The 13,214-nt window shown below is 49.1% G+C and carries 8 protein-coding genes; all 8 read right to left on the reverse strand.

Translation table 11 applies throughout. The annotated features are described in order from the left end of the window. Positions 1 to 43: 43 nt before the first annotated feature. The 8 genes from M1L52_RS01335 to M1L52_RS01370 all read right to left on the reverse strand — a co-directional run bounded on the left by M1L52_RS01335 (position 44) and on the right by M1L52_RS01370 (position 13,143). Positions 44 to 1,531 (reverse strand): amidophosphoribosyltransferase, encoded by a 1,488-nt coding sequence (locus M1L52_RS01335; RefSeq protein ID WP_248613022.1) that lies wholly within the window; start codon positions 1,529 to 1,531, stop codon positions 44 to 46. A gap of 123 nt (positions 1,532 to 1,654) precedes the next feature. Continuing rightward, positions 1,655 to 3,553, reverse strand: coding sequence for a glycoside hydrolase family 97 protein (locus tag M1L52_RS01340; protein ID WP_248613023.1), 1,899 nt, complete (start codon positions 3,551 to 3,553; stop codon positions 1,655 to 1,657). A gap of 59 nt (positions 3,554 to 3,612) precedes the next feature. Then, positions 3,613 to 6,084: a glycosyl hydrolase 115 family protein gene (locus M1L52_RS01345; RefSeq protein ID WP_248613024.1), complete on the reverse strand. Its 2,472-nt coding sequence runs from the start codon at positions 6,082 to 6,084 to the stop codon at positions 3,613 to 3,615. Positions 6,085 to 6,142: 58 nt separating this feature from the next. Beyond that, positions 6,143 to 7,600: a TrkH family potassium uptake protein gene (locus M1L52_RS01350; RefSeq protein WP_248613025.1), complete on the reverse strand. Its 1,458-nt coding sequence runs from the start codon at positions 7,598 to 7,600 to the stop codon at positions 6,143 to 6,145. A gap of 11 nt (positions 7,601 to 7,611) precedes the next feature. Next, positions 7,612 to 8,970: a Trk system potassium transporter TrkA gene (trkA, locus tag M1L52_RS01355; protein ID WP_248613026.1), complete on the reverse strand. Its 1,359-nt coding sequence runs from the start codon at positions 8,968 to 8,970 to the stop codon at positions 7,612 to 7,614. A gap of 23 nt (positions 8,971 to 8,993) precedes the next feature. Continuing rightward, positions 8,994 to 10,838, reverse strand: coding sequence for a 1-deoxy-D-xylulose-5-phosphate synthase (dxs, locus tag M1L52_RS01360; RefSeq protein WP_248613027.1), 1,845 nt, complete (start codon positions 10,836 to 10,838; stop codon positions 8,994 to 8,996). 60 nt (positions 10,839 to 10,898) lie between these two features. Beyond that, on the reverse strand, positions 10,899 to 11,546 hold the full coding sequence (locus M1L52_RS01365) for an FKBP-type peptidyl-prolyl cis-trans isomerase (RefSeq protein WP_248613028.1): 648 nt from the start codon (positions 11,544 to 11,546) through the stop codon (positions 10,899 to 10,901). Positions 11,547 to 11,601: 55 nt separating this feature from the next. Beyond that, the gene (locus M1L52_RS01370; RefSeq protein ID WP_248613029.1) at positions 11,602 to 13,143 is read right to left on the reverse strand and encodes a glycine--tRNA ligase; all 1,542 of its coding nucleotides are present in this window, start codon (positions 13,141 to 13,143) and stop codon (positions 11,602 to 11,604) included. Positions 13,144 to 13,214 lie beyond the last annotated feature (71 nt).

The raw sequence follows: 13,214 nt of genomic DNA on the forward strand, positions 1-13,214 counted from the left end.
CAAAAAGAATAACAGAACGACAAAGACTGATAACAGCCAGACATTATCCAAAGAACTCACCCTCGCCCTGCTGATGGTCATAGCTGCTACCATCGAAGCAGTGAGTACAGATGTCCTTCTTCGGGAGGCCGATGGAATCAACAAGGTCCTCAATCTTTGCAAACTTCAGCGTTGTAAGTCCCAGACGACGTGCTATCTCCTTCACCATACGCTCATATTCTGGTGTGCCAGCCTCTGAGTAACGGTCAAGATTTGTCTTGTCATCACCCTCGAAATCGCGTATTATCTGGCGAGTAATAAGCTCAAGATCGCTCTTAGAGCTAGTGAAGCCGATGAACGGACAACCATAGACAAGCGGTGGACAAGATATGCGCACATGCACCTCTTTAGCTCCGTTCTCGAAGAACTCTCGCACGTTGTCACGCAGCTGTGTGCCACGAACAATACTATCGTCACAGAACACCACGCGCTGATCTCTCAGCAGTGCTTCGTTAGGAATAAGCTTCATCTTTGCCACGAGGTCACGACGTGTCTGGTTTCCTGGTGTGAAAGAGCGTGGCCATGTAGGAGTATATTTCAGGACAGCACGCTTATATGGTACTTTGGCACCATCGGCATATCCAAGCGCCATGCCGACACCAGAGTCAGGAATACCACAGACGAGGTCTGCATCTACATCGTCCTGCTCACCCATCTTCTTTCCGTTGCGTTCGCGGACAGCTTCGGTGTTTATGCCCTCATAGCATGAAGCGGGGAATCCGTAATAAACCCAAAGGAAAGAGCATATCTGACAACGTTTGAATGCCTGTTGAAGAACCTCTATACCATCGGCACGCAGACGAACAATCTCGCCCGGACCGACGTCACGCAGAGGCTTAAAGCCCAAGTTTGGGAAGCTTGTAGATTCACTTGAAGCGGCGTATGAAGAAAGAGTCCACTCCACCAGCTCGCCATTGGCAAGGCGTTTCTGACAGCGTTCTTCCTTCTTACCGATTACTATAGGTGTACGTCCGAGGAAGTCGCGGGCAGCGATGATACCATCCTCGGTAAGGATGAGCATTGAGCACGAGCCCTTAATCTTCTGATAGACGCGGTTGATGCCATCTACAAACGTATTGCCCATGTTTATGAGTAGTGCCACAAGCTCCGTCTGGTTGATATTATTGGCCGACATCTCACTGAGATGCATGCGTTGAGCGAGCAACTCGTCAGCTATCTCACGCAGATTATTGATCTTCGCCACTGTAACGACAGCATAGCGGCCGAGATGTGAATTTACAATAATAGGCTGCGGGTCGGTGTCACTTATTACTCCAAGACCTTGGCAGCCTTTAAAATCATCGAGTTCGTCTTCGAACTTCGAACGGAAATAGTCGCGCTCCAGCGAGTGAATACTTCTTGTGAAGCCACGCTCAGAATCGAAGGTTACAAGACCTGCACGCTTTGTGCCCAGATGTGAATTGTAGTCGGTTCCGTAAAACAAGTCGTTTACGCAATCTTTGGTTGATATAGTTCCAAAAAAGCCACCCATAAATGTAACGTTATCGCTGTCTCGAATTTAAAAAAGCGGTGCAAAGTTACGAAGATTTTTGTTTTTTCTTGAAACCTGCACCACTTTTTTTATTCTCAAACGTGATTTTTATCTCTATTCTATTTACTTCTGTAGCTTAAGCAGGAAGCCACCTTCCGACAGACATGGTATGGTGAGCGTCTTGCTTTTCTTTACAACATCGTGATTAACAACGATTTTCTCCTGCTTGTCACCGTCAGTGAAAGACGTCATCTTATAAGAGCCTCCACCAAGGAAGTCAAGTGGGATGTTGAATGTCACAGGATGCACTTCACCGTTAGCAGCTTTCTTCTCTGCGCAGATGCCTGCCACATACCATGTCTTTCCGCTGCGACGAGCCACAACGAAAGACTCGCCAGGATAACCTGTCACAAAGCGTGTCTCGTCCCACACAACAGGGACCTCACTCATGTGTTGCTGAGCCTCAGCTACCAAAGACGTAAAGCCTGCAGGACGATCTGCCCAGTGCTGTACACCTGACTCGAAAGCCACTGACAGTGCCAGCTCATGCGCAAAGCTCGTCCTATGAGGATGCTGAGAATTGGTGAATGCCACCGGTGTGTAGTCCATAGGTCCCACCACATTACGAGTATAGGGGAGCAGACAGTTGATACGCGAGCCGTTGGAAGTCATATAGGGGCTGTTGTTATACTGCTCAGCACCATAGACAGCCTCCTGCGACATAAGGTGCGGATAGGTGCGGCTCCATCCTCGAGGCAGCGTACAGCCGTGGAAGTTAACCATCATCTCGTGCTTTGCAGCATCATCGAGGATGTCAAGATAATAGTTCATCATCTTCTGCTTGTCACTCTCGAAGAAGTCAACCTTCACACCTACGACGCCGAGCTTCTTCAGCCATGTGAACTCCTCGTCACGGTTCTTATGAGTGAGCATGCGGTCCAACGGAGTAGCACGCACATAGGTATGGTCACCACCTGAGTTATACCACATCCAAGGCTTGATACCCTTTGACAGAGCGTATGCCACAGCATCTTCAAGGTGTCCTCCGTTGGTCATGGCATCCCACTCCCAGTCGAAGAGCACATATTCCCACCCCATCTGCTTTGCCAAGTCAACATACTCGCAGCAGGTCTTGTAGTCCTTCGTACCATGATTATATGCCCAGTAGATCCATGCTGCACGTCCTGGTTTTATCCATTCGGCCGTGAGCGGGATGGAAGGAGCGTCACTCACATCATCTACAAGTGTTGACTCCACCACATCGCCGAGGGAGCCAATGATAGCGACACGCCAAGGAGACTGCCACTGACCATCCCATGATGGTTTCACGTCGCCCTGTCCGCGTCCTTCCCACTGTTGTGGATAGCTCACCTTATACCAGTCTTCATCAGCGTAATTAGAAAGATGTGTGGCGCAGTACATGCGTGTGATATTGGCCTCTGTAAGCAACACAAACGTTCCGTTATTCTCGTAGAGTGCCGGATAGCCCCACTCTCCCCTCTTGCCCGTATGGTCCTGATAAGGGAAGTCACCCTCATAGCTGGTTACATATTTCTGAAGCCAGCGATGAGCATTGGCAGGCATTCCGTAAGCCGTCAACTCGTCTGTGAACACGCGGCTCTTGGCCTCAGCAAGTATGTAGCGGAATGCTATGCCGTCGTTAAACAGGCGTAGTTCCACGTCCATTGGAGTACCTGCATCGTTTTTCAAGGTCAGCACAGAACTAACAAACTGCTTGTTCACTTTCAACTGCTTTCCGCGGATATTCTCGTAAGCCAACTTTTGCTTCTCCGGCTTTGACATGCCAACAATAGTCAGTCCTTCAGCCATGCGCTCCGAACCCAAGTCAAGTCCCAGCTGTGCACGAAACAATAACAGTCCGTAACAATCTTTCACCACCAGCATGGTCTTGTCGCTAACCTGTTCGGTTTCTACAATTAGCTTTCCGTCGGGACTTTTCACAGCAGCCGATGATGTGATAGCTGCCACCAACAGCAACACAAATGTCAATACTCTTTTCATATTATTTCGATAAATACTTACCTCTAACATCTCACCTCTTATCTCTTATCTCTCACCTCTTACCTCTCACCTTTAACTTCAGGTCCAACATATGACTCACGCAGTCCGCCCCAGTCAACTACTACGCGCTGAACTATCTGTCCTTCATCAACGGTGTGTAGCGTCAGCTGATGCGTAACCATCTGCTTGTTGACAGCGAAGCGGAAACGACGGGAGAATCCGTTACGCATAACCTGATCTTTCCACGTGCGGCTGTACTCCTTAAACAGGTTTGTCAGCACCTGCATACTACTGCCATCGACAGACAATCCCACACGGTTATTCTTACCTGGATATAAAGGCCACAGTGGAACGACATGAAGCACCACATCAACACTGTCGGCATCGATACAAGGCAGTGTATATGTCGCTGTGCCGCCATTAAGCTGAACACTTCTCCAGTCATAACCCATGCCTTCTATAATGGTTACTTCACCTGATTTCTTATCATAGCGAGCAAGGTCAACGACATGCATGCGACTATATTTTTCTTCTGAGGGACAAGTCACATCAACAGGTGTGTCAGCAATGTCAGACGCGACAGTCAGCGCGGGCATATTGTGATAGAGCGACACATAGCCTGGCGGAACAGTCATCATGTGACGCCACTTGCCATTGAGCATATTATTATAGCGGGCAGTAAGAGCGCTTATGCTGTCATAAGCCTGACGCGACTGGCGAGCAGCCCAGTTCCCCTCGTCAGGGCGCAGCTTGCCAGCAAGTTCCTGGTTCAACTGTGCCATGAGGAACTTACGGTTCATCTGACAGGATGCCTGAACAGGGTACTGAACCAGTTCAAAGAAAGCCGGACGACTCTCAGCAGGCAGTTGGAGGCTTAGGTGCTGAGCCTCATCGCTTATGCGGGCATAGTCAGAAAGGCGGTGCTGTGCCTCGTGGTAATTGACAAACGAGAACTCTGTTGACTTCAGTCCTGAGTGCTCACGATCGTCCCACTGATACTCCCAACCCATATACTCAGGCTTACGACTCCATGCTAGACGATAGTATTCATTCATCAGCTGTTGACAGTCAACGCCGAATAATGTAGAGAGAATGGAAGCCTGATGACGATTCGCTGTCTTATGGTCAAAAGCTGCAAAGTCCCATGCCATGTCGAAGAATGTCTGCATTCCAAGCTCCATTGGCTTTATGTCACCAACATTAAGCAGCCAGTAGCGGTCGGCACCTGCATCGTAGGCTTTCTTCAGCTCATTGTACATGAGCGCTGGCGGTGTGGTGTTCAGCCAGAGATAGTCATGCGGTGCACCAAGATAAGACAGATGGTAATAGACTCCTGAGCCTCCGCTACGCTTCTGTTCCTCTGGATTTGCCACACGCTTCATGTAGCCATAGTTGTCATCCACCCATACAAGGGTTATGTCGTCGGGCAGTTTGAGGCCATTCTCATAGATATCCATGGTCTCCTTGTAAGGGACAAAAATCTGAGGAATGGCTGTAGCTTTCTTACCTATGTGTTTCTCCAACATCGCGCGCTGGTCCATGATGACGGTATCCAACAGTAGCGTACGTTCGTTTATAGGAAGGTTGCCACGTAGTCCGGCATCGTGAAGGCCGCGCATGGCAACTGTGTATATATTCTCATAGCGTGATGCCTCAGTCAGGCGGTCATCCCATTTCTTCATAATGGTTTTGCGGTTGGTCTTGTAGTTCCAGTCGCCGTCGCGTTTCTGGTTCCACTCGTTGCTGTCGGCATTGTTCAGCAACAGCGGTTCACAGTGGCTCGTGGTAATCATTATGCCATACTCATCAGCCACGACCTTGTTCTGAGCTATTGTGTAGAAAGCGTGTGTGCATGGGTGCATGGCGGGAGCAAGCATATTTGCTTTCAGACGAAGAAGAAGCTCACATACACGAGCATAGGTTTTAGGACCAATGTCGCCCGTCTCTGGCTCGTAGGTCTTAGCGGCCCAAGGCTGCAGGCCCCAGTCTTCATCGTTGATAAAAATTCCGCGATATTTCACCGAAGGCTCGCCCGAGGCATAGTAGAAGGCGGGAAGAGACACATCAGGATTCTTTTTCACTGGCACGTCAGCCCACCAATACCATGGTGACACGCCAATGCGCTGACTCACGTCATAGATGCCGTAGATGGTGCCACGCATGTCACTACCAGCAATTATCAGCTGAGGTTCAGAACCTTCAGTAACGCTCACCACATAGCTCTCCCAACGATTCTTCAGATCTTTTTCTTTCAGACATCCCTGCTTTATCAGCTTAGAGATAAGCTTACTTCTTCCGTATGTACCTATTATTATATTAGCATTCTTTATCTTCTTGTCTGTCAGCAAGGGTCTATAGTCTGTCACCAACTGAATATCATTCTGCAGGTCGCCAATGGCTCTCACCACCTGCTTTGGTTCGTTTGATGAATACTCTATGGAAGAATTGCGTAGCAAGAGATCATTGCCATGTGATTTCAATGGCAGCAGACAAATGAACAATAATGTTAGAAAAGCTGAGAAACGTGTCATATCTGGGTCTTGGTTTTAGTTTTGGTTTTCGTCTTCGTTTTGGTTTTCGTCTTTGTTATCAGACATCCTTCCAGAAACTCCTCGTAAAGAGCACGAGCACTGCCAGAATCTCAAGTCGGCCTACGAGCATGAGGAATGAGCACAGCCATTTCAGTCCATCACTCAGTTCCGCCCACGTCATCACAGGACCTATGTTTGTGTCGAGACCAGCACCAACGTTGCACAGCAGGCTCAACGAGATGGTTATCGCGTTAGATATGTGAATGCCCGATAGCGACATGATGATAGTCACCAACAACAGCAAAGCGATATACAAAAGGAAGAATGCCAATAGCGACACCAAGCGCGACTGCGGAATGCTCTGGCCGTTCATCTTCACAGGCAACACTGCGTTAGGGTGTAATATATGTAAGAACTCATTTTTCACAACCTTGAAGAGCATAAGTCCTCTTATACACTTGAAACCACCGGTAGTAGAGCCGGCACAAGCACCTATGAACATCAGACCACAGATGATAACCCACGTCAGGTGAGGCCACATGGCGGCATTGCTGTTCGACAGTCCTGTAGTTGTTATGAACGACACCACTTGAAACAGTGCCGCACGAAAAGCAGGCTCATAGTTATAGTGAAGTCGAGTAACAAGCAGATAGGCTATTGTCAATGTAGCAACAATAATTATTCCCACATACAACCGGAACTCTGAGTTACGGAACAAGCCGCTAAACCTGAACTTTATCAGCGACATGTACAGAAGCGTGAAATTGATGCCGGCAAGGAACTGGAACAGTATAGACAGATACTCTATCGTAGGTGAACTGAACAGAATGTCTGGACTATTATGTGTAGAGAATCCGCCCGTTGCCGTTGTTGTCATAGAATGATTAAGTGCGTCAAACCATCCCAGACCGGCAGCCCAGAACGCCAGGCCACATGCAATAGTCATCAGCAGATAAATACTCCAAATCCATTTCGCAGTAGTTGACAGGCGAGGGTGCATCTTCGAGCGAATCGGACCTGTAGCCTCAGCAGCAAACACCTTCACGCTACCTCCAACAAGCGACGGCAACAGCGCTATAGTGAAGAACACTATTCCCAAGCCTCCTATCCACTGCATGAGCGAGCGCCAGAAAAGAATGCCATGAGGCAGACGCTCAACATTTGCTATCGTAGTAACGCCCGTAGTAGTAAAGCCCGACATGGTCTCAAAGAAAGCATCCGACAGGTTGCTTATCGAGCCATGAATCAAGAAAGGCAGCATGCCAAACAGACTGAATACTATCCATGCAGAGCTGACAACCACATAGGCGTCTTTACGCGAAAGACTGTTTTCTGAATGGCGACCGAAGAAAAGAAAGACAAAGGCGCTACCGAAAGTAAACAACGTAGAGAGCGCGAATGCCATAGAGTCATCCTCATGAAACACTGCCGACATACCAAAACACCAAGACATGAAAAATGCCTCGATAAACAGCAACGAGCCAATAATCTTTGATATGATCTTCCAGTTAATCATCAATCCACAATTCAGAAGAGTCCTTGCTTCTTGAAGAATTTCTCCACCTTGCTCAACTGGTTCTTGTGACAGAACACCATCACCGAATCGCCAGCCACAATCTGAGTATTACCATTAACGAGAATGCCTTCGCCGTTTCTCACCAAGCCGCCGATGGCGACACCAAACGGTAGTCCGAGTTCCTTCACAGGGCGCTTCGTAACCTTTGAATCTTCTGAGGCAACAAGCTCCACCACGTCACTGTCAACCATCATCAGTGTTCTCATGCTGCGCACATCAGCACGCATCATCATCTGGAATATATGGCTGGCAGCAATAGTCTTCTTGTTGATAATCGTTCCTATGTCAAGGCTCTCAGCCATTGACACATAGTCAAGGTTCTCAACCATAGCCACCGTCTTGCGCACGCCAAGTTTCTTTGCCGTAAGACAGGCCAGGATATTCGTCTCGGAATTGCCGGTAAGGGCAACGAAAGCCTGAGTATGCTTGATGCCTTCCTCCTGCAGCAGCGACAAATCGCGACCATCGCCGTGAATAACCATCGTGTCGGTGTTGGCAAGCAATTGGTTAAGACGTTCGCAACGGTCAACATCGCTCTCAATAATCTTCAGGTTCATATAGTCGGGCATTGACAGAGCAGCCCTCACAGCCGTCTTGCCGCCACCCATCATAATCACGTTCTGAACGTCAGCGTAGTGCTCCTTGCCCACTATTTTCCTTATGTAGGGGATATAGTCAGCAGTAGTCATGAAATAAGCAAGATCATGTACATGAAGCTCATCCATACCACCAGGAATGATGGTATCATCGCCACGCTTGATGGCAACAACATGGTAAGGGTCGTCAGGTCCACAGAGGTCCTTCAATGGCTGGTTCAGAATTTCTGCTGTCTCACGGAGCTTGATGCCAAGCAGCACCAGAGCGCCGTCGTGAACATCCCAACGCTGTCTTACCCACGACAGCTTCAGGCCGCTGATAATATCAGCAGCAGCGAGAACCTCAGGATAAATCAGTGAGTCAATACCAAGATTCTGGAAAATAGCCTTGTTGGCTGCCGATAGATACTCGTAGTTGTCTATACGAGCCACCGTCTGCTTGGCGCCCAACGCATGAGCCAATATACAGGCGTTTATGTTTGTGCTCTCCTCAGGAGTGACACCCACAAAAAGGTCTGCTTTGTCCACGCCAGCATCCTTCAGGGTTTTAATGCTCATCGGCGAACCGTTCAGAGCCAGAATGTCATAGTTTGAATCAATGCCCGCCAAGCGTTCCTCGTCAGCATCGATGAGCACGCAGTCATGCTTCTCAGTAGAGAGAAGTCTTGACAAGTGGGTTCCTACGGCTCCAGCACCGCCTATTACAATCTTCATACAAAGAGCGTTTTAATGTCAACCTATGAAAGTTCTTTCTTGATAGAGGCCACATCAAGGCCAACGATTTCCAAGAGTTCCTTCACCGTTCCGTGTTCCACGAACTCATCGGGCAGACCGAGACGCACCACCTGTGGCTGATAGCCGTGGTCGCTCATCCACTCCAGCACCGCTGAGCCAAGTCCACCGTTGCGAACGCCGTTCTCCACAGTCACTATCTTGCGGAACTTACGTCCCACCTCGTGGAGTATATTCTCGTCAAGAGGCTTCAGGAAACGCATATCATAATGGGCTGCATTCGTATTCTCTACAGCCATTGCAGCATTGTTGCCCACAGGTCCTATAGAGAGGACAGCCACGTCTTCGCCATCTTTCAGCTTACGTCCAGTGCCCACCTCAATGGGTTCCAGCGGACAGCGCCAGTCAACCAGTACGCCACGTCCTCGTGGATAACGTATCACGAATGGTCCCATGCCTGGCAGCTGTGCAGTGTACATCATGCGGCGCAGGTCGTGCTCGTCTATCGGTGAGCATATTGTCAGATTAGGTATCGGACGCAGATAGGCAAGGTCGAAAGCGCCGTGGTGCGTAGGTCCGTCCTCGCCCACCAGTCCTGCGCGGTCCAGACACAGCACTACAGGCAGCTTCAATATCGCCACGTCATGAATAATATTATCGTACGCGCGCTGTGCGAAGGCACTGTATATGTTACAGAATGGCTGCAGCCCGTCCTTCGCCATTCCTGCCGAGAATGTCACAGCATGTCCTTCGGCTATTCCCACGTCAAACGTGCGATCGGGCATTTCCTGCATCATTATATTCATAGAGCAGCCCGTAGGCATGGCTGGCGTAACACCCACTATACGCGGATTCTGCCGTGCCAGTTCGAGTAGTGTCTCTCCAAAGACATCCTGGAACTTAGGTGGCAGGTTCTTTGTGTCGCCCTCCAGAATCTGGCCTGTCTCTGGGTTAAACTTTCCAGGGGCATGCCATATTGGGGTATAGTCTTCGGCTGGCGCATAGCCGTGACCTTTCTTCGTGTGCAGATGAAGCAGCTTTGGTCCTTTCATGTCTTTCAGCTGGCGCAATATGCGCACGAGCTCCTTCACGTCATGGCCATTGAACGGACCAAAGTAGCGAATATTCATTCCCTCAAAGATGTTCTGCTGATGCGAGATGGCACTCTTTATAGCGTTTGTCAGTCTGATGAGTCCCTTACGGCGGTCCTCCTTTAAAAGTCCCTTCGCCCTCATCCACTGCGACACCTTGAAGCGCACGGAGTTATAGGTCTCGTTGGTGTTCAAGCCAAGCAGATACTCTTTCATGCCGCCCACTGACAGGTCTATCGACATGTTGTTGTCATTGAGTATGATGAGCATGTCGTTAGGCGACGACGACACGTTGTTCAAGCCTTCAAAGGCCAATCCGCCACTCATGGCACCGTCGCCGATGACTGCAACTACCTTTCTGTCCTTATTAGCGACAGCCATGCCAAGAGCAGCCGAGATGCTGTTCGAGGCATGTCCGCAGATAAATGCATCGTAAGGGCTCTCGTCGGGCGACGGGAAAGGTTTTATTCCTTTCAGTTTGCGGTTTGTCGAGAAACGCTCGCGCCGGCCGGTAAGCATTTTATGGCCATACGCCTGATGTCCCACATCCCATACGATGCGGTCTTCAGGCGTATTGAATACATAGTGTAAAGCTACCGTCAGCTCCACCACGCCAAGACTCGAAGCCAAGTGACCGGGGTTTACAGACAGCTCTTTCACGATCTGTTGCCTCAGTTCTTCACACAACTGCGGCAACTGATTAACCTCGAGCATTCTCAGGTCATCGGGAAAGATTATTTTGCTCAGTAATTCTTCCATGTGTGCATTTCTTCATATTAGAGGAATCTCCAATGCTGGCACCACACGACACTGCCAAGGTCACATGTCGGCAAGAGCCTTACCCTCAGCAGCAAAGTCGTAGAGTGTCATCTTGAAAATCAGGGTGCTATAGGCAGGGATATTGCTGCCCGAAGCCGAAGAGCCATATGCAAGGTCATATGGGATATAGACGAGCCACGTGTCTCCTCTGCGCATGTTAAGCAGAGCAGTAATGAAGCCAGAAACCAAACTCGACCCCTTAAAGCGAGTGGTGGCATTGGTCTTCACATTGTATTTGCCATAGACAGTGCTGTCAAAGACTTTCCCGTCCTCGAAGCCAGTACCGTTAAGAGGCTGCTTCGTAGGCATAAGTCGTCCCTGATAGCTCACTCTCACGGAGTCATTATACAAAGGGCTCTCTGTCTCAGTAGCTTTGTGGTCTTCGAGCTTCTTGACATAGATATACTCAGTATTCTTGCCTCCTTCTGGGGTCTTTGAGTAGCTCTTAATCTTCACCCAAGTACCGCTACCGTTAGTCAACGAGTCCTCGAGCGATGCGAAGAAGGCATCATTGCGCTGTTGCCAGTTCTCATACTCGTTGACCTCGTTGTTCTCCTCGCTACAGGAGACTCCGACCCAGCCTCCCCCTATAAGGGGCAGGAGTATATAGACTATTGTTTTCAGTTGAGTTATAATCTTCTGTTTCATAATTCAAATAAATTCCACCATCCATTACAGGGAGGGGCTGGATGCGAGTTTTTTCTTATTGAAGTTTCTTCAGCAGTGAAACGATGCTCACCTTGTCTTCAATGATTGAAGCCAGGTCACTGATCTTCACACGCTCCTGTTCCATGGTGTCACGGAAACGCAGTGTAACACAACCGTCGTTCAGTGTGTCGTGGTCCACTGTTACGCAGTAAGGAGTACCGATGGCATCCTGACGACGATAGCGCTTACCTATAGAATCCTTCTCGTCGTACTGGCAGTTGAAGTGGAACTTCAGGTTGTCAATAATCTCACGGGCCTTCTCGGGCAGTCCGTCTTTCTTCACCAGAGGCATGACAGCCAGTTTCACTGGAGCCAGTGCAGCAGGCAGTCTCAGCACAACACGTGTCTCGCCATTCTCGAGCTTCTCCTCGCAGTAAGCATGACACATGACAGAGAGGAACATACGGTCCACACCGATAGATGTCTCAATGACATACGGAGTATAGCTCTCGTTAGTCTGTGGATCGAAGTATTTGATTGACTTGCCACTGTACTTCTCATGCTGTGAGAGGTCAAAGTTTGTACGAGAGTGGATACCCTCCACCTCCTTGAATCCAAACGGCATCTTGAACTCAATGTCAGTAGCAGCGTTAGCATAGTGAGCCAGCTTGTCGTGGTCGTGGAAACGATAGTTCTCTGCTCCGAAGCCCAGTGCCTGATGCCACTTCATACGTGTCTCCTTCCACTTCGGGAACCACTCCAGCTCAGTGCCTGGAGCTACGAAGAACTGCATCTCCATCTGCTCAAACTCACGCATACGGAAGATGAACTGGCGTGCAACAATCTCATTACGGAAAGCCTTACCAATCTGTGCGATACCGAAAGGAATCTTCATGCGACCGGTCTTCTGTACGTTCAGATAGTTCACGAAGATACCCTGAGCGGTCTCAGGACGCAGATATACCTTCATTGAGCCATCGGCAGAAGCGCCCATCTCTGTAGAGAACATCAGATTGAACTGACGCACGTCGGTCCAGTTCTTTGTGCCGCTGATAGGACAAACAATCCCCTCGTCCAATATGATCTGCTTCAGCTCTTCAAGGTCTGGTCCCTGCATGGCAGCAGCATAGCGTGCATGCAGTGCGTCACGCTTCGCCTTTGTCTCCTTCACGCGCTCACTTGTCTCGAGATATTTTGCCTCGTCGAAAGAGTCACCGAAGCGCTTACGAGCCTTCTCCACCTCTTTCTGGATCTTATCGTCATACTTTGCTATCTGATCCTCAATGAGAACGTCGGCGCGATAGCGCTTCTTTGAGTCACGGTTGTCAATGAGGGGATCATTGAAAGCATCCACGTGTCCGCTCGCCTTCCATATTGTGGGGTGCATGAAGATGGCAGAGTCTATACCCACGATGTTCTCGTGAAGCATCGTCATAGCTTTCCACCAATACTGCTTAATGTTATTTTTCAGTTCAACACCGTTCTGTCCGTAGTCATAAACTGCGCCCAGTCCATCATAGATATCGCTTGAAGGAAATACGAATCCATACTCCTTGCAATGCGACACAATTTTCTTAAAAACGTCTTCTTGTGCCATAATAAAAAATATGTATTATTCGAATAATTGGGTGCAAAGGTACGAATAAACGAGTGAAATGCAAAAGAAAA

The sequence above is a fragment of the Prevotella sp. E13-27 genome, from assembly GCF_023217965.1.
Classification (GTDB): Bacteria; Bacteroidota; Bacteroidia; order Bacteroidales; family Bacteroidaceae; genus Prevotella.

Excerpts from the sequence above, each read along its gene's own strand:
- M1L52_RS01350 (WP_248613025.1), bottom strand. The coding sequence starts at position 7,600 with ATGATTAACTGGAAGATCATATCAAAGATTATTGGCTCGTTGCTGTTT.
- trkA (WP_248613026.1), bottom strand. The coding sequence starts at position 8,970 with ATGAAGATTGTAATAGGCGGTGCTGGAGCCGTAGGAACCCACTTGTCA.
- dxs (WP_248613027.1), bottom strand. The coding sequence starts at position 10,838 with ATGGAAGAATTACTGAGCAAAATAATCTTTCCCGATGACCTGAGAATG.
- M1L52_RS01365 (WP_248613028.1), bottom strand. The coding sequence starts at position 11,546 with ATGAAACAGAAGATTATAACTCAACTGAAAACAATAGTCTATATACTC.
- M1L52_RS01345 (WP_248613024.1), bottom strand. The coding sequence starts at position 6,084 with ATGACACGTTTCTCAGCTTTTCTAACATTATTGTTCATTTGTCTGCTG.
- M1L52_RS01335 (WP_248613022.1), bottom strand. The coding sequence starts at position 1,531 with ATGGGTGGCTTTTTTGGAACTATATCAACCAAAGATTGCGTAAACGAC.
- M1L52_RS01340 (WP_248613023.1), bottom strand. The coding sequence starts at position 3,553 with ATGAAAAGAGTATTGACATTTGTGTTGCTGTTGGTGGCAGCTATCACA.
- M1L52_RS01370 (WP_248613029.1), bottom strand. The coding sequence starts at position 13,143 with ATGGCACAAGAAGACGTTTTTAAGAAAATTGTGTCGCATTGCAAGGAG.